The organism is Nocardioides fonticola (assembly GCF_039536805.1).
GTDB classification, from domain to species: domain Bacteria; phylum Actinomycetota; class Actinomycetes; order Propionibacteriales; family Nocardioidaceae; genus Nocardioides; species Nocardioides fonticola.
Genome location: NZ_BAAAZH010000033.1, coordinates 15,532 through 35,676 on the forward strand (window position 1 = coordinate 15,532; position 20,145 = coordinate 35,676).

The following is a 20,145-nucleotide window of genomic DNA, read 5'->3' on the forward strand; positions in this document are numbered from 1 at the left end:
TGCGGGTCTCAACCGGTCTGGGCCAGTCCCATCCGGTCGAGCATCCAGGCGAGGGTGAACGCTCGGTCGTGCCAGGCCTTGTACCGGCCCGAGACCCCGCCGTGTCCGGCCGCCATCTCGGTGCGCAGCAGCACGTCGGGACGCCGATCGGGGCGGCTGGCGCGCAGCCGGGCGACCCACTTCGCGGGCTCGACGTAGAGCACCCGGGTGTCGTTGAGGGAGGTCTCGGCCAGGATCGGCGGGTAGTCGCCGTCGGTGACGTTGTCGTAGGGCGCGTAGGAGGCGATGTAGTCGTAGACCTCGGGGTCGGCCTCCGGATTGCCCCACTCGTCGTACTCGGTGACCGTCAGCGGCAGCGAGGCGTCGAGCATGGTGGTGAGGTTGTCGACGAACGGCACCGCCGCCACGACCCCGCCGAAGAGGTGCGGCGCCATCGTGGCGACCGCGCCCATCAGCAGCCCGCCGGCGCTGCCGCCCTCGGCTACCAGCGTGGACGGCGTCGACCACCCGGTGGCCACGAGGTGCTCGGCGCAGGCGATGAAGTCGGTGAAGGTGTTGCGCTTGCGCAGCAGCTTGCCGTCGTCGTACCAGCGGCGTCCCATCTCGCCGCCGCCGCGCACGTGGGCGATGGCGAACGCGCCGCCGCGGTCGAGCAGGCTGAGCCGCGCCACCGAGAAGTACGGGTCGGTGCTCATCTCGTAGGAGCCGTAGGCGTAGAGGTGGGTGGGCACCGGGCCGCTCGCGGTGGCGCCGACCCGGGCGACGATCGAGATCGGCACCTGCTCGCCGTCGGGCGCGGTGGCCCACAGCCGGTGCTCCTCGTAGTCGGCGGGATCGAAGCCGCCGAGCACCTCCGACTGCTTGAGCAGCCGCAGCTCGCGGGTGCGCACGTCGTAGTCGTAGACCGAGGACGGCACCGCCATCGTCGTGTAGCCCAGCCGCACCGTGGGCTGGTGGAAGCCGGGGTTGCCGCCGGCGCCGATCGTGTAGATGTCGCGGTCGAACTCCACCCGGTAGTCGTCGGCGACCCCGTGCGGGCCCTCGCCGAGCTCGAGGATGCGCAGCTGGGTCAGGCCCTCGCTGCGCTGGTGCACCACGAGGTGGGTGGCGAACGCGTCGACGTCCTCGATGCGCACCGCCGGGTCGTGGGGGATCAGCGCCCGCCACCCGGACGCCGGGGTCGGGGCGATCGGCGCGAGCCCGACCTCGAAGTCGGGGCCGGTGGCGTTGTGGGTGACCACGAAGACGTCCTCGCCGCCGATGACCGCGTGGTCGAGGGAGTACTCCACGCCCTCGACGCGCTCGGCGAAGACCCGCCAACCGGCGTCGGGGTCGTCGGCGTCGAGGAAGCGGTACTCCGAGGTGTTCTTCGAGCCGGCGGCGATCACCAGGAAGCGGTCGCTGCGGGTGCGGCCGACGCCGACGAAGAAGCGGGCGTCGGGCTCGTGGAAGACCAGTTCGTCGTCGCTCTGCGGGGTGCCGAGCCGGTGCCGCCACACGCTGTCGGGGCGCCAGGACTCGTCGACCGTGGAGTAGTAGAGGTTCTCCCCGGCGCGGTCCCAGGTGCCGCCGCCGAGCACGCCGACCAGCTCGTCGGGGAGCAGGTCGCCGGTGGCGAGGTCCTTGACCCGCACGGTGTAGCGCTCGTCGCCGACCGTGTCGACGGCGTAGGCCAGCAGGGCGCCGTCCGGGCTGACGCTCGACCCGCCGAGGGAGAAGAAGTCGTGGCCCTCGGCCAGGGCGTCGAGGTCGAGCAGCACCTCCTCGCCCGGCAGCGCGGGCTGGTCGGGGGTGCAGTCCTCGGCCGGCACCGGCGGCGTCCAGTCGTCGGGGTCGAGCACCGGCACCCGGCAGCTCGCGCCGTACTCGCGGCCCGCGAAGCTGCGCCCGTAGTACCAGTGCCCGCGGCTGCGGGTGGGCACCGAGAGGTCGGTCTCGCGGGTGCGGCCCTTGATCTCCTCGAAGATCGCGGTGCGCAGGTCGGCGAGGTGCGCGGTCTGCTGCTGGGTCCAGGCGTTCTCGGCCTCGATGTAGGCGAGGACCTCGGGGGACTCCTTGTCGCGCAACCACTCGTAGTCGTCGGTGCGGACCCGGCCGTGGATCTCGCGGGTGGTCGGACGGCGTTCGGCGATCGGCGGCTGCTCGGACTGCATGCGGCGACCCTACGGCCCGGGCACTACCGTCAGGCCGGTGCAGGTCGATCTGAACGCCGACCTCGGTGAGGAGGTCACCGACGACGCCGCGCTGCTGGCGGTCGTCAGCAGCGCCAACGTGGCGTGCGGCTACCACGCGGGCTCGAACGCGATCATGCGCGAGGTGTGCGCCGAGGCCGCCGTCCGCGGGGTCTCGGTCGGGGCGCAGGTCTCTTACGCCGACCGCCCGAACTTCGGTCGCGTCGCGCTCGACGTCGCCTACGCCACGCTGCGCGAGCAGGTCGCCGACCAGGTCGGGCAGCTGCGCGACGCCGCGGCCGCCGCCGGTCTCGAGGTGCGCTACGTCAAGCCCCACGGCGCCCTCTACCACCGCACGCTGGACGACGAGGAGCAGGCGCGCGCCGTGCTCGACGGCTCCGACGACCTGCCCGTGCTGGGGATGCCGGGGCGGCTCCTCGAGTTCGCGGCGGCCGCGGGTCGCCTCGTGCACCGCGAGGGCTTCCCCGACCGCGCCGAGCTGCCGTCGGGCCGGCTCGTGCCCCGCGATCGGCCCGGGGCCGTCATCGAGGAGGGGGCGCTGATCTGCGCGCGGGCCGTCGAGCTCGCCGCCCGCGTCGACTCCGTGTGCGTGCACGGCGACCATCCCGGCGCCGTCGACCACGCGCGCGCCGTCCGTCGTGCCCTGGAGGCGGCCGGCTACCGGCTGCGAGGCCTCTGATGCGGCGCGCGGGTCCCCGCGGCGTCCTGCTCGACGTGCCGGACGCCGGCGCGGCCGCCGCCACCGCCGCCCGGGTGCGCGCGCTCGCGGAGGAGGGGCTGCTGCCCGAGGTCGCCGTCGTGCCCGGAGCCGCCAGCGTGCTGGTCGAGGCCGTCGAGACCGATCTCGCCGACGCCGTGCTCCCCGCGCTCGCCGCATGCGTGGTCGCGGGGGAGCCGAACGGCGCGGGGCCGCTCGTCGAGGTGCCGGTGAGCTGGGACGGGCCCGACCTCGACGCGGTCGCCGGCTACTGGGGCTGCTCGCCGACCGAGGTCGTCGCCCGGCTGGAGGCCCACGAGTTCCGCAGCGCGTTCTGCGGGTTCGCCCCCGGCTTCGCCTACCTCGCCGGCCTGCCCGAGGCCTGGGCGCTGCCCCGGCTGGCCAGCCCGCGGCCGCGGGTGCCGGCGGGATCGGTCGCGCTCGCGGGCACCTGGGCGGGCGTGTACCCGACGGCGTCCCCGGGCGGCTGGCAGCTGGTGGGGCGCACCGAGGTCGTGCTCTTCGACGCCGACGCCGACCCGCCGGCCCTGCTGGCCCCCGGCACGCGCGTGCGGTTCGTCGGCCGATGAACCGGCTGGAGGTGCTCGCCACCGGGCCGCTGACCACGGTGCAGGACCGCGGCCGCCCCGGGTTCGCCGCGATCGGCGTCCCGCGGGCCGGTGCCCTCGACCGTGGGGCGGCCGCCCAGGCGCTGCGGCTCGTCGGCGCCGCGCCGTCGGCCGCCGTCCTGGAGTCGCTGCTGGGCGGTCTCGAGGTGCGGGTGCGCGATGCCTGCTGGGCGGCGGTGACCGGAGCCGTCGCCGCGGTCGAGGTGGAGGGCCGACCCGTGCCGTGGGGCCGCGCCGTGCGGGTGCCCGCCGGCGCCCGGCTGCGTGTCGGGACGGCGTCCCACGGCCTGCGCACCTACCTTGCGATCGGCGGCGGCGTCGCGCTGCCGCCCGTGCTCGGCAGCCGCGCCACCGACACCCTCGCGTGGGTCGGTCCGCCCGCGATCGCGGTCGGCGACGTGCTGCCCCTCGACGCAGCGGCAGGTCCGCCCGGCATCGGCGACGCCCTCCCGCCCGTGACCGCCCCGATCCTGCGACTGCACCCGGGGCCGCACGCCGGGCGGTTCGCGGACGGCGTCCTCGACGGGCTGCTCGGGGCGGCCTACCGGGTCGCGTCGGACTCCGATCGCATCGGGTTGCGGCTGCACGGGCCGGCGATCGCGCGGACGGCTGCGGAGCTCCCGAGCGAGGGCATGGTGCTCGGCGCCGTGCAGGTGCCGCCCGACGGGCAGCCGGTGGTCTTCCTGGCCGACCACCCGACGACCGGCGGCTATCCGGTGGTCGGCGTCGTCGACCCCCGCGACGTCGACCGGTGCGCGCAGGTGCGTCCCGGCGACGTCGTCCGGTTCGCGCGGGCCTGAGACTCTCAGGTGTCGGAGGCCTCCTCGCCTCCGTCGTCCTGCGGGCGCCAGGGCGTGAGCTCCGGATCGTCGACGCGGAAGCTGCGCACCGGGCCGGCGGGGGAGTCGCGGGTCTCGAAGCGCACGGTGACGACGCCGCGGCCCGTGCCCCAGACCCAGCCGCGCCCCAGGGTCGTGTGCTCGACGTCGTGGCCCGGCGCCCAGGAACGTTCCGCGCGATCGGGCAGGACGACGTCGTCCGCCTCGGCGTCGGCAGGTTCGTCGCCGTCGTCGCCGTCGTCGGACGCCGCGGTGTCGGCCGTGCCCAGGAGGTCGGGGCCGAAGAGGTCCTCCTGCACCCAGTCGGCCAGCCCGGAGACGCCGACGCCGAGCAGCCGGACGCCGCCCACGGTCACCTGCTGGTCGATGAGGTCGCCGAGCAGGGTGCGGGCCAGTCGGGCGATGGTCGCGGCCTCGTCGGTGGGCGAGGGCAGGGTGGAGGAGCGGCTGAGGGTGGTGAAGTCGTGCAGGCGCACCTTGAGGGTCACCGTGCGGCCGGAGAGGCCGTTCTTCCGCAACCGGGCGGCGACCTCGGTGGCCTGACGGGTCACCAGCGCCTCGAGCAGGCGACGGTCGACGAGATCGGTGTCGTAGGTGCCCTCGACGCTCACCGACTTGGCCTCCCGCTCGGCCACGATCGGCCGGTCGTCCTCGGCGCGGGCGAGATGGAACAGGCCGGTGCCGTGCGCCCGCCCGACCAAGGAGGTCAGCTCGTCGAGGGTGACCGACTCGAGGTCGGCGACGGTGTGGATGCCCGCACGCCGCAGGCGTTCGGCCGTGGCCGGTCCGACGCCGGGGATCACCGAGACGTGCATCGGGCGCAGCAGGTCGCGCTCGGTGCCCGGTGCCACCACGACGAGCCCGTCGGGCTTGTCGAGGTCGCTGGCGACCTTGGCGATGAACTTGCTGGTGCCGACCCCGATCGAGGCCGTCAGGCCGCCGGTGGCCTCGTGCACGCGGCCTCGCAGCTCCTCGGCGAAGGCCGTGACCTCCTCGATGCCCAGGCCCCCCAGCGCCGGATCGGTGGCGACCGCGAGGTCGACGAAGGCCTCGTCGAGCGAGAGCGGCTCGACCAGCGGGGAGACCGCCCGCAGCACCTCCATCACCGCACGGCTCGTCGAGCGGTAGGCGTGGAAGCGACCCGAGAGGAACGCGGCGTGCGGGCAGCGGGAGCGGGCCTCGCGGGTCGACATGGCCGACCGGACGCCGTAGCGGCGGGCCTCGTAGGACGCCGTCGCCACCACGCCGCGACCGCCGACGCCCCCGACGACCACCGGCTTGCCGCGCAGCGAGGGCTTGTCGCGCTGCTCGACGGCCGCGAAGAAGGCGTCGAGGTCCAGATGCAGGACCGAGGCGTGGGCGCGCACGAGCGGAACCTACCCGCCGGCACCGACAGCGGGCGTCGGCCACCACCAGGCACCTCCAGCCGCCACCGGCCATCACCAGCCGGGGGAGGCCGCCGATCCTCCACAGGCACCCCCGCGGCACCGGCCCTCCACAGATCCCGATCACCGGCTGTCCCGCGACCCGTCCCGCGGCCGACGGTGGTCGCATGACCGAGACCACCGCCCCCACCCTGCGCCTGACCGCCCACGACCCGGCCGACCTCGTCGCCTGCTCGCTCGTGACCCTCGGGTTCGAGCCCACCGAGTCCCTCGTGATGCTGACCTTCGCCCCGGGCCGGCGCACCTTCCACGCCCGCCTCGACCTCCCTGACCCGCCCGACCGCGCAGCCGTCGAGGCCGTCACGCAGGTGCTGCGCCGCCCCGCGGTCCAGCACGGCGTCGAGCGGGTCGCGTTCCTCTACTTCAGCGCCGACGCCGCGCGCTGCCTGCCGCTCGTGCACCCGCTCATCGACGCCTTCCTCGAGGCGGGCATCGGGGTGATCGACGCCGTCCGCTACCACGACGGGCGGCTCCACGGCCTCACCGGCGACGATGACGACCTCCCACCCGACGGGCTGCCCATCGACCCGTGGGGTCACCGGTTCCTCGCCGAGGCGGTGCACGCCGGCCACGTGGTGCTGCCGCGGCGCACCGATCTGGTCGACTCCCTGCGCCCCGACGTCGACGCCTGGACCGCGCTGCGGCCGATCTGGAAGGACGCCCCGGCCGCGTTCAACCCGCTGCTCGGCCCCGCGCGCCTGCGCGAGGCGGTGCTGGCGGCCGTGGCCACCCTGGAGGCCGGGGAGGCGCTCGATCCGATCGTCGTCGTCCGGCTCATCCGCGCGGTGCGCTCCTACCGGGGGCGCCGGCACGCCTGGTGCGCACCCTCGCGCGCCGAGGCCCGGGCCCACCTCGACCTGTGGATCCACCTGGTGCGGTGCGCTCCGTCCGGCTGGGTGGTCGGCCCCGCCGCGCTCGCGGCGCTCGCCGCCGCCTACGTCGGCGACGGCGCCCTGGCCTGGTGCGCGGTCGACCGGGCGATCGAGGACGAGCCGGCCGACCCGGTGGCGGCGATGGTCGCCGAGGGCCTCGCTGCCGCCGTGCCGCCCGAGACCTACGCCCCGGTCACCGGTCCCTGAGCGGCAGGCCCGGGGAGCTGTCGGCCGGCTGGTCCGGACCTCACCTGAGAGGCTCCCCGGGTGGCGCCGATGCCCCCTAGGTTGTCGTCATGGGAGAAGAGGTCGAGGCGCAGGAGTTCACCCGGGCCGACCGCACGCGCCACCGCGAGAAGATCCGGCGTTGCCTCGACGTGCTGGCCCGCATGCTGCGCGAATCGCGGTTCGATACCGACCGACCGCTGACCGGGATGGAGGTCGAGCTCAACCTCATCGACGCCGCCGGCGACCCGGCACCGAAGAACGCCGAGGTGCTGCTCGCCATCGACGACCCGGACTTCCAGACCGAGTTGGGCCGGTTCAACGTCGAGATCAACGTCGCGCCGGCGGCGCTGGCCGACGGCGCGCTGACGGGGTTCGAGACGACGCTGCGCGACTCCCTCAACGCCGCCGAGGAGCACGCGGCCGGGGTCGGTGCCCACCTGGTGATGATCGGCATCCTCCCGACGCTCCAGGCCGAGCACCTGGGGGCCGAGTACCTGAGCGACAACCCCCGCTACCACCTGCTCAGCGAGCAGATCCTGGCCGCCCGCGGCGAGGACATCGCGATCCGCATCGCCGGGCCGGAGCGGCTGGAGACCACCGCCGACTCGATCCTGCCCGAGGCGGCCTGCACCAGCACCCAGTTCCACGTGCAGACCTCACCGGCGGAGTTCGCCGCCTACTGGAACGCCTCCCAGGCGATCGCCGCCGTGCAGGTGGCCGTGGCCGCCAACTCGCCGTACCTGCTGGGCCGCGAGCTGTGGCGCGAGACCCGGCTGCCGCTGTTCGAGCAGTCCACCGACACCCGCAGCGAGGAGCTCAAGGCGCAGGGCGTGCGGCCGCGGGTGTGGTTCGGCGAGCGCTGGATCACCTCGGTCTTCGACCTCTTCGAGGAGAACGTGCGCTACTTCCCGGCGCTGCTGCCGGTCGTGGAGGAGGAGGACCCGCTCGCCGAGCTCGAGGCCGGCCGCACGCCGTCCCTCGCCGAGCTGCGCCTGCACAACGGCACGATCTACCGCTGGAACCGCCCGGTCTACGACGTCGTCGACGACGTCCCGCACCTGCGTGTGGAGAACCGGGTGCTCGGTGCCGGCCCCACGGTGCTCGACACGGTGGCCAACGCGGCCTTCTACTTCGGTCTCGTGCGCGCCCTCGCCGAGAGCGAGCGCCCGCTGTGGTCGCAGATGTCGTTCAGCGCCGCCGAGGAGAACGTCCACACCGCCGCGCACCACGGCATCGACGCGCTGGTCTACTGGCCCGGCCTCGGGCACGTGCGCGCCACCGAGCTGACCCTGCGCCGGTTGCTGCCGCTCGCCCACGAGGGGCTGGAGCGGTGGGGTGTGGCCGCGGCCGAGCGCGACCGCTACCTCGGCGTCATCGAGCAGCGCTGCCTCACCGGCGTCAACGGCGCCGAGTGGTTCGTTCGGCAGGTGCGGGCCCGTGGCGGTGCCGACCGCACCCAGGTGCTGCGCGACGTGCTGCTCGACTACCGCGCCCGCATGCACACCAACGAGCCGGTGCACACCTGGCACTGACACCCGGCACCGACGCCCGGCACCGACGCCCGGTACCGACGCCGGGGCTAGGCCCGCATCCGTCGCCACGACCGTCCGGCGCCGGTGCACGGGTCGCGCCAGCCGTGCCGGGTGACGACGACGAACCGGTGCACCACGCCGGTCTCGGCCCGCGCCGCCCGGGAGGCGGCCGCCCACCGCACGTCGGCCTCGTGGAGGTCGAGCGGCCCCGGCCGGGTCAGCCACAGCAGGCGCTCGGGCACGTCGTGGGTCGCCCGCAGCAGCGCCTCGACGACGTCGGTGCGCAGGGCGTGGTCGAGGGGGCCGCCCGGGGAGTCGAGGCCGGCCAGCCCGAAGACCGTCTCCGGACCACCCGGCCGCCCGGCATGGAGAACCGGGCTGAAGACCCGACGCGGCTCCGAGCGGGCGTGCTGGGCGACGGCAGCGCGCAGCAGGGTGCGTTCGGCGTCCGTCGGCGGGCTGTCGGCTGTCAGTGCGATCGGCAGGGCGGCCGGCGGAACGGGCGAGGGGGGAGAGGCGGTCACGTCGGGAGCCTGCCCCGGTGCCGTCGGCCCGCCGCGCCCGTCCACAGCCGAGCCGCGCGCCCTCGACCTGGACTAGGTTGGTCGCATGGACGACGTGTTGGCGACGGTCGTGGTCGGCTACCTGGCCAAGCCCGAGGGCGAGGCCGCGCTCGAGGCGGCGATCGAGGAGACCCGTCGTCGCGGCGGCCGGCTCCTGGTCCTGTGGGCCACCCGCGAGACCGACGGCGATGTCGAGGCGCTGCGCGCACGGCTCGCGGCCACCGGGCTGCCCTTCGACCTCCACCCGCCGACCGGCGCCGAGCCGGCCGACGACCTGCTGGCCGCGGCGGAGGCGAACGCGGCGTCCCTGCTCGTCTTCGGCCTGCGACGCCGTTCGCCCGTCGGCAAGCTGATCCTGGGCAGCAACGCGCAGCGGCTCCTGCTCGACGCCACCTGCCCCGTGCTGACCGTGACGGCCTGACCCCGGCCCCTGCCCGCGCGTCCGGCAGGATGGGGCCATGGGCTTCCACATCACCGGCGACGCCGCGGCCGACCAGGTGCTCGACGACTCCCCGTTCGCGCTCCTCGCGGCGATGATGCTCGATCAGCAGTACCCCATGGAGCACGCCTTCCGCGGCCCCGCGAAGGTGCTCGAGCGGTTCGGCACCCTCGACCCGTCCGCCATCGCCGCGGCCGACCCCGAGGAGTTCGCCGCCCTGTGCTCGCAGCCGCCGGCGATCCACCGGTTCCCGGGGTCGATGGCCGCGCGGCTCCAGGAGCTCGCGCGCATCGTCGAGGAGCAGCACGGCGGCGACGCCAGCCGCATCTGGGACGAGGCGACCAGCGGCGCCGACCTCCTCAAGCGGGTGCAGGCCCTGCCCGGCTTCGGCCGTCAGAAGGCGCAGATCTTCGTCGCGCTGCTGGCCAAGCAGCTCGGCGTGCGGCCCGAGGGGTGGGAGAAGGCCACTGGCGACTACGCGCTCGAGGGCTACCGCTCCGTCGCGGACGTCGTCGACGCCGTCAGCCTGCAGAAGGTGCGCGACCACAAGAAGGAGATGAAGGCCGCCGCCAAGGCCGCGAAGGCCTGATCAGGGCCGCATCGGGCCCTCTCGGGAGTCGAGAGGGCACTCGATGCAGGAACCTGCGGTGTGCCGATTCCGAAGCGGCGCCGTCATGTGGCACTGTTGGTGAGGTCAGCCGGTCCGCCTTCCCCCATTGAAGGCGGGCCGGCTGACCCCTATCCGGCTTCGTCGCCCTCGCGGTTCCGGATGGGTCGGACCCCGCCACTGGTCTGGAGGTGTGCGATCCGGCCGGCGACGCGGCGACCGAAACCGGCGCTGGTGCACGGTCGCGCCCAGGGGCGTGGCAGAATGAGACCGCGGCCCTTGACGACTCCGGGATTCGCCGCGCCCATCAGCTGCTTCACGAGAGGTGTTCGTGTCCTCGAACGCGCGCAAGATCCCTGCCGAGGTGCTCTCCCACCCCGCCGTCGCCGACCTGATCGCGCGCGGCACGCCGTCCGGGAGCGTCACGCCCGAAGAGGTCCGACGGGCCAGTGAGGACGCATCGATCGAGCCCAAGCACCTCAAGCCACTGCTCGCGCACCTGAGCGGCCTGGGCATCTCGGTCGACCTCGGCGCGCCGGCCGCCCGTGCGGTCGCGGCCACGACCACCCGCAAGACCGCCACCGCGAAGACCACCGCCGCGGCCGCCAAGAAGGCGGCGGCCGCCGCCGAGGACGACGCACCGGCGCCGGCGAAGAAGGCCGCGGCCAAGAAGGCGCCGGCGAAGACCGCCGCCAAGCCGGCTGCGAAGACCGCCGCCACCAAGACGGCGGCGAAGGCCGCCCCCGCCGACGAGGCGGAGCTGGAGGAGGTCGAGCTCGAGGAGATCGAGATCGACGACCTCGAGGTCGTCGAGGTCGAGGACGACGCCGAGGAGACCGGCGACGAGGCCGTCGCGGCCGCCGCGCCCACGATCGGACCCGACGGCAAGAAGATCCTCCCCGACATCTCCGACGACCAGTTCGAGAAGGACGTCAAGTCCGACCCGACGATCGAGGAGGACGAGAAGGAGGCCTCCTTCGTCGTCTCCGCGGCCGATGACACCGACGAGCCCGAGCAGCAGGTCATGGTCGCGGGCGCGACCGCAGACCCGGTCAAGGACTACCTCAAGCAGATCGGCAAGGTCCCGCTCCTCAACGCCGAGATGGAGGTCGAGCTCGCCAAGCGCATCGAGGCGGGCCTCTTCGCCGAGGAGAAGCTGGGCAAGGGCGGCAAGATCACCGAGAAGCTCCGCGAGGAGCTGGAGTGGATCGCCGAGGACGGCCGCCGGGCCAAGAACCACCTCCTCGAGGCGAACCTCCGCCTGGTCGTCTCGCTGGCCAAGCGCTACACCGGCCGCGGGATGCTCTTCCTCGACCTCATCCAGGAGGGCAACCTCGGTCTGATCCGTGCGGTCGAGAAGTTCGACTACACCAAGGGCTACAAGTTCTCGACCTACGCCACCTGGTGGATCCGCCAGGCCATCACCCGTGCGATGGCCGACCAGGCCCGCACCATCCGCATCCCGGTGCACATGGTCGAGGTCATCAACAAGCTCGCCCGCGTCCAGCGCCAGATGCTGCAGGACCTCGGCCGCGAGCCCACGCCCGAGGAGCTCGCCAAGGAGCTCGACATGACCCCCGAGAAGGTCATCGAGGTCCAGAAGTACGGCCGCGAGCCCATCTCGCTGCACACCCCGCTCGGCGAGGACGGCGACTCGGAGTTCGGTGACCTGATCGAGGACTCCGAGGCGATCGTCCCGGCCGACGCCGTGTCCTTCACCCTGCTCCAGGAGCAGCTGCACGCCGTCCTCGACACGCTCTCCGAGCGCGAGGCGGGCGTGGTGAGCATGCGCTTCGGTCTCACCGACGGCCAGCCGAAGACCCTCGACGAGATCGGCAAGGTCTACGGCGTCACGCGTGAGCGCATCCGTCAGATCGAGTCGAAGACGATGTCGAAGCTGCGCCACCCGAGCCGCTCGCAGGTGCTGCGCGACTACCTCGACTGACGACCTGGACTGAGCGCGACCCCGAACAGCGCGAAGGCCCCCGACCGGATCGGTCGGGGGCCTTCGTACGTCTGGGACGTCAGGCGAGCGGATTGCCCGCCGCGTCGGTGTCGATCTTGCCGATGAGGATCAAGATGCCCTCGATGAAGCCCCACAGCGAGCCGGCGCCGAGGGTCACGACGCTGACGACGAGCTGGATGGCGCCCTTCTTGGCGTTGCCGAGGTAGAAGGAGTGGGCGCCGAGGCCGCCGAGGAAGATGCCGAGCAGGGCGGCCACGATCTTCGACTTGGCGGGCGCAGGGGTGGAGGTGGACATGGTGTCTCCGTCTCTGGGGGTGCTGGGTGGTCGGCCCGTGAGGTGGGCCAGGCGGGACTCTAAGTCGCGTGACGCGTGTTGCGGTGGCGTTTCGCGACCCGGTCTAGTCGTGAGGCACCTCGCCACGCCGAACGGGAACTTTCAGCCCGCGGCCACGCACACCACGGCGACGGCGCACAGGCCGAGGCCCAGGCCCTGGGAGCGATGGATCCGTTCGCGCAGCACGGTGGCCGCCAGCAGCACCGTCGCGGCGGGGTAGAGGGCCGCGATGACGGCGACGACGGTCAGATAGCCGTGGTGGGTGGCGGTGAGGAACAGGGCGACGGCGCTCGACCCGAGGAGCCCGCACCAGGCGCCGCCCAGCGCGGCTCGCCCGCGTGGCCGCCAGGCTGCCCCGGCTGCGAGCGCGCCGACGATGAGGACGAGGACGGCGACGGCCTGCATCGCCGCCAGCGGCAGCACGCCGGAGTCGGCGGGGATCTGCGCGGTCGTCGCGAAGAGCAGGCCGAAGCCGGCACCGGCGCCGAGGCCGTCGAGGAGACCGGAGGGTCGGGCGGCCTCCTCGGCCCCCGCGGGCGCGGCCGCGACCAGCCAGATGCCGGGCAGGGCGATGAGCATCCCGAGCAGGACGACGATCGAGGGGCGCTCGCCCTCGAACAGGCCGACGGCGACGGGGATGACGGCCGCGACCACCCCGGACGCCGGCGCGACCACGCCCATCCGGCCCCGGGACAGCCCCCGATAGAGGAACGCGACGCCGGCGCCGTTGCCCAGACCGGCCACCGCGCCCCATCCGGCGTCCTCCCAGCGCGGGTCACCGCCCAGCAGCAGCCCGAGGGCGACGATGAGCGCCATCCCCGAGGCCTGGCCGACCACGCCGACCGCCCACGGCGAGGTGCGGCGGGAGAGGACGCCGCCGAGGAAGTCCGAGAGCCCGTAGGCCGCGGCCGAGGCCAGGGCGAGGGCGATCGCGATCACGCGACGACCACCCCGACACCCCAGACGACGGCGGCGGCGACGCCGGCGAGCAGTTCGATGAGGATCGAGAGGCCGACCGCCCGCAGCGCGTGCACCGTGGAGGGCCACGCGTCGGCGGCGCCCAGCCGGCGGTACTCGGCGAGGTAGACCCCGACCGGGAAGCCGACGAAGATGCCCACCACCGGGATCACGAAGAAGCCGACGACCGCGCCCAGCGCCCCCCACCACTGGGTGGAGCCGGGGATGCCCGCGGCCTGGAGACGGCGTCCGGGGATCGTGTACTTCACGACGCTGCCCACGAGCATGATCACGAGCGCGAGGCCCGCCACGCTCCAGGCGGTGGCCCCGCCGGTGGCGATCGCCCACCCGATGACGGCCGCCGCGATGAGCAGCAGGCCCGGCAGCACGGGCACGAGCACGCCCGCGAGACCGACGGCGATGAGCAGCGCCACGAGGACGTCGACCAGGGTCACGCGTCCACCCTCTCATCCGCGTCCCCGGGGACGACGAAGGCCCCGGAGCGGGCGCTCCGGGGCCTTCGACGATGCTGGTGGTGGGACTCAGATCTCCGCGTCGGTCGCGCCGGCGGCAGGGGTCCCGGTGAGACGGTGGGTCTCGTCGACGACGTTGACGGCGAGCTCCTTGAGCTTGTCGCCGTGCTCGCGGGCGTGGTGGGCGCAGAACAGGAGCTCGCCACCGGTCCGGAGCTCGACACGGAGGTAGGCCTGAGCTCCGCAACGGTCACAGCGGTCCGCAGCGGTCAGCGCGGAGCTGGGGGCAACGGCAGTAGTCACATCGGCCTCATTTCTTCAGTGCTCGGTGTCGTGGTCAACGTAGCTGCGGGGTCCAAGATTCCCGGGGCCGTGTGGCGCATCTGACACCTCATCCCATCATGCTGGTGCTTCCCGGCACTGGCATTTCCCACACCCGTGATCAGGAGTTCTCGGGGTGGTAACGATGGCTACGGCCGGGAAACGGTGCTTCTGAGCGATCGATCGGACGAATTTCCGATCTCCTGCTCCTCCAGTGTGCGGGCGGCGCTGCCCGGCTGCCGGAGTTCGACCGACCCGTGGATCGATCGTGGCCGAGTCGTGACTCGCGAGTGCCCGGCATGAGTGCCGGCGGGCCCGCCGTCCGCGCTGCGACCGGGGCGGCGCGCGATGCGGCGCCGTCGTGTCGGTGGTGCATGGACTTGTCGAGCAGCGAGTGCGCCCAACCTAGACCGCCGCGTGCGCCCGGCCGCGCAGGCGCGCCTGCGCAGGGTGACGGCGTGTCGTCGATTAGATTGGAGGGGAGCCGAGCCTCCGCCCTGAGGAGCGGCTCGGTGCATGTCCCGACCCTCGCGCAGGAGCCCCACGATCGCCGACAACACCTACAACGCCGCGCACCTCCTCGTCCTGGAGGGGCTCGAGGCCGTCCGCAAGCGGCCCGGCATGTACATCGGCTCGACCGACACCCGCGGCCTCATGCACTGCCTGTGGGAGATCATCGACAACGGTGTCGACGAGGCGCTCGCCGGCGCGGCGACCCGGGTCGAGGTCACCCTGCACCCCGACGGGTCGGCCGAGGTGCACGACGACGGCCGTGGCATCCCGACCGACAAGGAGCCCAAGACCGGGTTGCCGGGTGTCGAGGTCGTGGCCACCAAGCTGCACGCGGGCGGCAAGTTCGGCGGCGGCTCCTACGTGGCCACCGGCGGTCTGCACGGCGTCGGCCTCTCGGTGGTCAACGCGCTGTCGTCCCGCATGGACATCGACGTCGAGCGCGCCCCCGCCGTCCAGGGACTCTCCTTCCAGCGCGGCGTCCCGGGCGTCTTCGACACCGACGGGCTCGGCGGCGCCTTCGCCCCGCAGTCGGGGCTGACCCGCAAGGGCGGCAAGGTCGCCAAGGGCCGCAGCGGCACCCGCATCCGGTTCTGGCCCGACCGGCAGATCTTCACCAAGGACGCCCGCTTCGTCTACGACGAGCTGGTCACCCGCGCCCGCCAGACCTCCTTCATCGTGCCGGGCCTCGAGCTCGTGCTGCGCGACCTGCGCGGCGAGGAGCCGGTCGAGGAGTCCTTCCGCCACGCCGGCGGCATCGGGGAGTTCGCGGAGTTCCTCGCACCCGACGAGGCCGTCACCTCGGTGCTGCGCCTCCAGGGCGTCGACACCTTCACCGAGACCGTGCCGATGCTCGACGACAAGGGCCACATGACGCCCCAGGAGGTCGAGCGCGAGCTCCACGTCGACGTCGCCGTCCGCTGGGGCCTGGGCTACGACACCGAGCTGCGCTCCTTCGTCAACGTCATCGCCACCCCCAAGGGCGGCACGCACGTGAGCGGCTTCGAGGCGGCCCTGACCAAGACCTTCAACGACGTCATGCGCACCGCCAAGGTGCTCAAGGCCGCCGACGCCGATGTCATCAAGGACGACGTCCTCGAGGGCCTCACCGGCGTCGTCACCGTGCGGCTCGCCGAGCCGCAGTTCGAGGGTCAGACCAAGGAGATCCTCGGCACGCCGGCCGCGCGCACCATCGTCCGCAAGGTCGTCGCGCAGGAGCTGAAGAAGTTCCTCACCTCCACCAAGCGCGAGGAGAAGGCCCAGGCCAAGCTGGTCATGGAGAAGGTCGCCGGCGCGGCCAAGACCCGCCTGGCCGCACGCCAGCACCGCGAGAACCAGCGTCGCAAGAACGCCCTGGAGTCCTCCAGCCTGCCCGCCAAGCTCGCCGACTGCCGCAGCTCGGACGCCGACCGCACCGAGCTGTTCATCGTCGAGGGCGACTCCGCGCTCGGCACCGCCAAGCTCGCGCGCAACTCGGAGTTCCAGGCCCTGCTGCCGATCCGCGGCAAGATCCTCAACGTCCAGAAGGCCTCGGTCGGCGACATGCTCAAGAACGCCGAGTGCGCCTCGATCATCCAGGTCGTCGGCGCCGGTTCGGGGCGCACCTTCGACCTCGACGCCGCCCGCTACGGCCGCATCATCTTCATGGCCGACGCCGACTCCGACGGAGCCCACATCCGCTGCCTGCTGGCCACCCTGTTCTTCAAGTACATGCCCGACCTGATCCGCGAGGGCCGGGTGTTCTCCGCGGTGCCGCCGCTGCACCGCATCGAGATCTCCAACCCCAAGAAGGGGCAGGAGAAGTACGTCTACACCTACTCCGACGACGAGCTGCAGCGGAAGCTCGCGGAGCTGCGCAAGAAGAACGTGCGGTGGAAGGACCCCATCCAGCGCTACAAGGGTCTGGGCGAGATGGACGCCGACCAGCTAGCCGAGACCACCATGGACCCGCGCCACCGCACCCTGCGCCGCATCACCATCGACGACGCCGACGCGGCCGCCTCGGTCTTCGAGCTGCTCATGGGCACCGATGTCGCTCCGCGCAAGGAGTTCATCGTCCAGGGCGCCTACGACGTCGACGTCGAAGCGCTCGACGCGTGATCTCGCCGCGCGACCGGGCCGCGGTCACCGCGCTGCTGAAGAAGCGCGGGGCCAAGGCGCGGCGCGGGCACCTGCGCCTGGCCGTCGGCGACCTGTACTGGTACGTCGTCCTGCGGGCCTCCGGGGCGGGGGCGGCCGCCTCCTGGACCCTCGAGATCGGCTGCTGGGTGCCCGAGCTCACCCCCGAGCCCGAGGGCGGGGCGATCGACTGTCCGCTGCTGCTCGACGTCGCGGTCGGCGGTGATCAGGACGTCGTCGCCGCCGCGGAGGCCGTCGTCGACGGCCTGGCCGCGGTGGGCACGCTCGGGGAGCTGCCGGCCTGGATCGCCGCCCACCCGTCCGCGCTGGTCGACCGCGTGCTGCGGGACCGGCTGGAGGCTCGCTGAGCCGACCGCCCCCCGAGCGGGTCGGTCAGTACTTCTGCTCGAGCAGACCCGTGTCGACGTCGTAGATGAAGCCACCGACCTTGATGTGACCGGGCACGAGGGGGTGGCTGGTGACGCGGTGGATGTCCAGGCCCAGGGTCGCGACCTGGTCGTCGATCACGTGGAAGTGCTGCCAGGTGGCGTCGACGCCGGCCGACGCGGTGACCTTCTCGCGCAGCGCCTCCTCGGAGTTGTTGGCGACCGCGCACCGGGTGTGGGGCACCACGAGCACCCGGTCGACGTTGAGCAGGTGCACGCCGAGGACGATGGCCTCGAGTGCCGCCTCGGTGACCCGGCCGCCGGGGTTGCGGAAGATCTTGGCGTCGCCGGGCTGCAGACCGATCATGCGCAGGGGATCGATGCGGGAGTCCATGCAGGTCACGATGGCCACGCCGGCGCGTGCGATGCCGTCGAACCCGCCGAAGGCGAAGTCGGTGGCGAACTCTTTGTTCGCCGTCAGCAGGTCGTCGAAGTCGGGAGTCACGAGAGGAACGGTAACGGTGCGGAAGCGTCGTCCGCACGCGTACGCGCGCCTTTGAACACCACCAGCGCCAAGACGGCGGCCGCGGCCGCGATGATCGCCGCGCCCGCGAAGACCGTCTGCTCCTGGGCGATCCCGGCCGCGCGCAGCAGGTCGCTGAAGGCGTCGCAGCGGCTGACGCCGTTGCAGACCTCCTGCACCGGCGGGATGTCGGCCTGCTCGGCGTAGTAGCGCCGCAGCCCCAGGGTGGTGAGCGCGGAGATGCCCACGAGCATGCCGACCATGCGGGCCACGACGACCATCGCGCTGGCGACCCCGTGCACCGCATCGTCGGTGCTGGCGAGCACCGCCGCGTTGACCGGGGCCAGCGCCAGCCCGAAGCCCAGGCCGCCGAGCACAAGCGGCACGGTGGCGAACCAGCCCTCCAGGCTCGTGACGTCCCAGCGGCTCATCAGCACGAAGGCGACCGAGGCCAGCGCCATGCCGATCGCGGTGACCACCCCGGCGGGCACGGTGCGGGTGAGGTAGCCGCCGACGACCGCGCCGACCGGCAGCGCGACCAGGAAGCGCACCAGCACGAGGGCGGCCATCAGCTGGGAGTCCTCGTAGACGGTGGTGCGGGCGAAGAGCGGCACGTCGATGAGGGCGGCGATCAGGGCGGCGCCGACGAGGAAGCTCACCGCGACCGCACCCCAGGCCGGCATGGCGGCGAGGGCGCCACGGGGGAGCAGCGGTGCGGGCGAGCGCCGCAGGTGGACGACGAACGCCGCCGCCGCCAGGACGGCCCCGCCGAGGTACCACCAGCCCTGGTCGGAGAAGACCTGGATCTTGGGGTCGGCGGTGGCGAACGCGAGGATCACCCCGCCCAGGGCGAGCGCGAGGTAGGTGGCGCCGAGCGCGTCGGCCTCGCGCAGGCTGCGGCCCCACCCGCACAGGTCGACCAGCGGCCGCGGCGCGGTGAGGCACCGCGCGACGAGCAGCACGAGGGCGCCGATGGTGGTCAGGCCGAGCGGCGTGACCCAGCGGCCGTCGCCCAGCACGCCGAGGGCGTCGACCGGGATGAACAGCTGGCCCCAGGTGATGTCGCGCAGCAGCTGGCTCGGTTCGACGAACACCAGGCCTCCGGCGCCGAGCAGCACGACCACCAGCAGGACGCCGATCGGGTCGGGCAGCCGCGCCCGGTCGCGCGAGCCGACCGCGGGGTCGGCCACGCCGGGGGTCGTGCGGGTGGCGACCCGCAGCGCAGCCGCGAGCACGAGACCGACGGCGAGGTTGAGCGCGAAGATGGCCCGCCAGTCGGCTACGGCGAGCACGACGGCGCCGTACAGCGGGCCGAGCACCGAGCCGATCTCCTGCACCGCGCTGACCAGCCCGAGCGGCACTCCGCGCCGCTCCCGGGGGTACAGGTCGGCGACCAGGGCGAGGGTGGCCGGCACGAGACCGCCGCCGCCCAGCCCCTGGAGGAAGCGACCGGCGACCATCGAGGTCATGTCGTAGGAGAGCGCGGTGACCAGGGAGCCGAACGCGAAGACCACGAGCGAGGCCACCAGCACCGGCGCCCGGCCGCGCAGGTCGGCGATCCGGCCGATGAGGGGCAGCATCGCGACGTAGCCGAGCAGGAACCCGGAGATGATCGGGGCCGCCCGCTGCAGCTGGTCGGGGGAGAGCCCGACGCCCTGCATCATGTCGACCAGCGCGAGGACGACGACGTAGGTGTCGGCCGCCGCGAAGGCCACCGCCCCGGCGGCGAGCCCGAGGAGGACCCGCGCCGTGCGCGGCACGGCCTCGACCGGAGTGCTCACCGCCGCCGGCTCACTTCGGCGCGGTGATGTCGGGGGTCGAGCCGTAGTCGCTGAACGCGATCGTGTAGGTGCTCGAGGTGCCCTTGTCGTAGAAGTCGCCGGTGACGACCATCTCCTGGAGCTGGTCGTCGTCGTCGATGGTGTAGGTGACCTCGAAGGTGCCCGTGGCGCTGGGGATGATCGCCTGCGCCGCGGTCTCGTCGATGGTGCCGGTGTACTCGGTGAGGATCTGCTTGTTGTCCTCGCCGCCGCGCACCTGGTCGCCCCGCTCCGGGTCGGTGGTGGCCGTGAGCAGCGAGGAGAACCCGCCGTCGGTTGAGAGCAGAGCGGCCGGGTCGGGCGCGCCGTAGTCGCCGGGGTCGATGGTCTGCCAGCCGGTGGTCAGCGGCAACTGCGCGTAGGTCTTCCCGTCGATGGCCACGACCGGCACGGTCGGCTCGAACCCGGCGTAGGCCACCTTGATCTCGCCCTTGAAGGCCGGCGCGTGCGTGCCGTCGCCGTCGGCCGAGATCAGCGCGGAGACGCCGTCGGGCAGGTCGCTGGAGGTGAGGGTGAGGTGGACGCCGCTGGTGTCGTCGAAGTTCTTCTTCGCCGCCGCCAGGACGTCGGCGGGCGAGGCGTCCGAGGCGCCGCCGCCGGAATCGCCGCTGCACGCCCCCAGGCTGAGGACGGCGGCGGCCAGCACGCTGGCGGTGAGTGGGAGTCGTCGGATCGTCGGCGTTGACGTCGGCAT

20 protein-coding genes are annotated in these 20,145 nt (G+C 73.3%); 10 read left to right on the forward strand and 10 right to left on the reverse strand.

The features are described from left to right. Positions 1 to 8: 8 nt before the first annotated feature. Positions 9 to 2,153, reverse strand: coding sequence for a S9 family peptidase (locus ABD671_RS20435; protein ID WP_344735340.1), 2,145 nt, complete (start codon positions 2,151 to 2,153; stop codon positions 9 to 11). Between the two features lie 37 nt (positions 2,154 to 2,190). On the opposite strand from ABD671_RS20435, the gene ABD671_RS20440 reads away from it, so the two are divergent. The 3 genes from ABD671_RS20440 to ABD671_RS20450 are packed head-to-tail and all read left to right on the forward strand — an operon-like array spanning position 2,191 to position 4,318. After that, complete coding sequence (locus tag ABD671_RS20440; protein ID WP_425574943.1) at positions 2,191 to 2,871, forward strand: LamB/YcsF family protein; 681 nt, start codon at positions 2,191 to 2,193, stop codon at positions 2,869 to 2,871. Next, positions 2,871 to 3,479, forward strand: a complete 609-nt coding sequence (locus ABD671_RS20445) for a 5-oxoprolinase subunit B family protein (protein ID WP_344735344.1) — start codon at positions 2,871 to 2,873, stop codon at positions 3,477 to 3,479. Before ABD671_RS20440 ends, ABD671_RS20445 begins: the two co-directional genes overlap by 1 nt. Continuing rightward, positions 3,476 to 4,318 carry a 5-oxoprolinase subunit C family protein gene (locus ABD671_RS20450; protein WP_344735346.1) on the forward strand — a complete coding sequence of 281 codons (843 nt, stop codon included), beginning with the start codon at positions 3,476 to 3,478 and terminating at the stop codon, positions 4,316 to 4,318. The genes ABD671_RS20445 and ABD671_RS20450 overlap by 4 nt, the downstream gene beginning before the upstream one ends. 5 nt (positions 4,319 to 4,323) lie before the next feature. On the opposite strand, the gene ABD671_RS20455 is transcribed toward ABD671_RS20450, so the two are convergent. Then, complete coding sequence (locus ABD671_RS20455) at positions 4,324 to 5,724, reverse strand: DNA polymerase IV (protein ID WP_344735348.1); 1,401 nt, start codon at positions 5,722 to 5,724, stop codon at positions 4,324 to 4,326. A gap of 185 nt (positions 5,725 to 5,909) precedes the next feature. Between ABD671_RS20455 and ABD671_RS20460 the strand changes: the two genes are divergently transcribed. Beyond that, a complete protein-coding gene (locus ABD671_RS20460) occupies positions 5,910 to 6,881 on the forward strand; it encodes a DUF4192 domain-containing protein (RefSeq protein WP_344735350.1) in 972 nt (323 codons plus the stop codon). A gap of 89 nt (positions 6,882 to 6,970) precedes the next feature. Next, positions 6,971 to 8,434, forward strand: coding sequence for a glutamate-cysteine ligase family protein (locus tag ABD671_RS20465; protein WP_344735351.1), 1,464 nt, complete (start codon positions 6,971 to 6,973; stop codon positions 8,432 to 8,434). A 47-nt stretch (positions 8,435 to 8,481) separates the two neighbouring features. Here ABD671_RS20465 and ABD671_RS20470 read toward each other — a convergent pair whose 3' ends face one another. Then, positions 8,482 to 8,958 carry a hypothetical protein gene (locus ABD671_RS20470; RefSeq protein ID WP_344735352.1) on the reverse strand — a complete coding sequence of 159 codons (477 nt, stop codon included), beginning with the start codon at positions 8,956 to 8,958 and terminating at the stop codon, positions 8,482 to 8,484. Positions 8,959 to 9,043: 85 nt separating this feature from the next. Here ABD671_RS20470 and ABD671_RS20475 point away from each other — a divergent pair, with 85 nt between their 5' ends. The 3 genes from ABD671_RS20475 to ABD671_RS20485 all read left to right on the forward strand — a co-directional run bounded on the left by ABD671_RS20475 (position 9,044) and on the right by ABD671_RS20485 (position 11,988). Then, complete coding sequence (locus ABD671_RS20475; protein WP_344735353.1) at positions 9,044 to 9,418, forward strand: universal stress protein; 375 nt, start codon at positions 9,044 to 9,046, stop codon at positions 9,416 to 9,418. A 37-nt stretch (positions 9,419 to 9,455) separates the two neighbouring features. Continuing rightward, complete coding sequence (locus tag ABD671_RS20480; protein ID WP_344735354.1) at positions 9,456 to 10,025, forward strand: HhH-GPD-type base excision DNA repair protein; 570 nt, start codon at positions 9,456 to 9,458, stop codon at positions 10,023 to 10,025. A 343-nt stretch (positions 10,026 to 10,368) separates the two neighbouring features. Continuing rightward, positions 10,369 to 11,988: an RNA polymerase sigma factor gene (locus tag ABD671_RS20485; protein WP_344735355.1), complete on the forward strand. Its 1,620-nt coding sequence runs from the start codon at positions 10,369 to 10,371 to the stop codon at positions 11,986 to 11,988. 79 nt (positions 11,989 to 12,067) lie between these two features. Here the strand turns inward: ABD671_RS20485 and ABD671_RS20490 are convergent, their stop codons facing one another. The 4 genes from ABD671_RS20490 to ABD671_RS20505 form a co-directional block, all read right to left on the reverse strand. After that, complete coding sequence (locus ABD671_RS20490) at positions 12,068 to 12,304, reverse strand: NINE protein (RefSeq protein ID WP_344735356.1); 237 nt, start codon at positions 12,302 to 12,304, stop codon at positions 12,068 to 12,070. 141 nt (positions 12,305 to 12,445) lie between these two features. Then, positions 12,446 to 13,282 (reverse strand): EamA family transporter, encoded by an 837-nt coding sequence (locus ABD671_RS20495; RefSeq protein ID WP_344735357.1) that lies wholly within the window; start codon positions 13,280 to 13,282, stop codon positions 12,446 to 12,448. Beyond that, positions 13,279 to 13,755: a DUF456 domain-containing protein gene (locus tag ABD671_RS20500; protein ID WP_344735358.1), complete on the reverse strand. Its 477-nt coding sequence runs from the start codon at positions 13,753 to 13,755 to the stop codon at positions 13,279 to 13,281. The genes ABD671_RS20495 and ABD671_RS20500 overlap by 4 nt, the downstream gene beginning before the upstream one ends. Positions 13,756 to 13,842: 87 nt before the next feature. Continuing rightward, positions 13,843 to 14,076 (reverse strand): DUF7455 domain-containing protein, encoded by a 234-nt coding sequence (locus ABD671_RS20505; RefSeq protein WP_344735359.1) that lies wholly within the window; start codon positions 14,074 to 14,076, stop codon positions 13,843 to 13,845. Positions 14,077 to 14,610: 534 nt separating this feature from the next. Between ABD671_RS20505 and ABD671_RS20510 the strand changes: the two genes are divergently transcribed. After that, complete coding sequence (locus tag ABD671_RS20510) at positions 14,611 to 16,704, forward strand: DNA gyrase/topoisomerase IV subunit B (RefSeq protein ID WP_344735360.1); 2,094 nt, start codon at positions 14,611 to 14,613, stop codon at positions 16,702 to 16,704. Next, positions 16,701 to 17,090: a hypothetical protein gene (locus tag ABD671_RS20515; protein ID WP_344735361.1), complete on the forward strand. Its 390-nt coding sequence runs from the start codon at positions 16,701 to 16,703 to the stop codon at positions 17,088 to 17,090. Before ABD671_RS20510 ends, ABD671_RS20515 begins: the two co-directional genes overlap by 4 nt. Positions 17,091 to 17,115: 25 nt before the next feature. Here ABD671_RS20515 and ABD671_RS20520 read toward each other — a convergent pair whose 3' ends face one another. Genes ABD671_RS20520 through ABD671_RS20530 form a run of 3 tightly spaced genes read right to left on the reverse strand, consistent with a single transcriptional unit; the run spans position 17,116 to position 20,145 of the window. After that, positions 17,116 to 17,613 (reverse strand): beta-class carbonic anhydrase, encoded by a 498-nt coding sequence (locus ABD671_RS20520; RefSeq protein ID WP_344735362.1) that lies wholly within the window; start codon positions 17,611 to 17,613, stop codon positions 17,116 to 17,118. Beyond that, a complete protein-coding gene (locus ABD671_RS20525) occupies positions 17,610 to 19,412 on the reverse strand; it encodes an MFS transporter (RefSeq protein WP_344735363.1) in 1,803 nt (600 codons plus the stop codon). The genes ABD671_RS20520 and ABD671_RS20525 overlap by 4 nt, the downstream gene beginning before the upstream one ends. Positions 19,413 to 19,422: 10 nt before the next feature. Beyond that, positions 19,423 to 20,145 carry an LppX_LprAFG lipoprotein gene (locus tag ABD671_RS20530; protein WP_344735364.1) on the reverse strand — a complete coding sequence of 241 codons (723 nt, stop codon included), beginning with the start codon at positions 20,143 to 20,145 and terminating at the stop codon, positions 19,423 to 19,425.

Bases quoted from the DNA above. Each gene is read 5' to 3' on its own strand.
- ABD671_RS20445 (WP_344735344.1), top strand. From the start codon at position 2,871: ATGCGGCGCGCGGGTCCCCGCGGCGTCCTGCTCGACGTGCCGGACGCC.
- ABD671_RS20450 (WP_344735346.1), top strand. From the start codon at position 3,476: ATGAACCGGCTGGAGGTGCTCGCCACCGGGCCGCTGACCACGGTGCAG.
- ABD671_RS20465 (WP_344735351.1), top strand. From the start codon at position 6,971: ATGGGAGAAGAGGTCGAGGCGCAGGAGTTCACCCGGGCCGACCGCACG.
- ABD671_RS20460 (WP_344735350.1), top strand. From the start codon at position 5,910: ATGACCGAGACCACCGCCCCCACCCTGCGCCTGACCGCCCACGACCCG.
- ABD671_RS20475 (WP_344735353.1), top strand. From the start codon at position 9,044: ATGGACGACGTGTTGGCGACGGTCGTGGTCGGCTACCTGGCCAAGCCC.
- ABD671_RS20490 (WP_344735356.1), bottom strand. From the start codon at position 12,304: ATGTCCACCTCCACCCCTGCGCCCGCCAAGTCGAAGATCGTGGCCGCC.
- ABD671_RS20530 (WP_344735364.1), bottom strand. From the start codon at position 20,145: ATGCCGACGTCAACGCCGACGATCCGACGACTCCCACTCACCGCCAGC.
- ABD671_RS20510 (WP_344735360.1), top strand. From the start codon at position 14,611: ATGTCCCGACCCTCGCGCAGGAGCCCCACGATCGCCGACAACACCTAC.
- ABD671_RS20480 (WP_344735354.1), top strand. From the start codon at position 9,456: ATGGGCTTCCACATCACCGGCGACGCCGCGGCCGACCAGGTGCTCGAC.
- ABD671_RS20435 (WP_344735340.1), bottom strand. From the start codon at position 2,153: ATGCAGTCCGAGCAGCCGCCGATCGCCGAACGCCGTCCGACCACCCGC.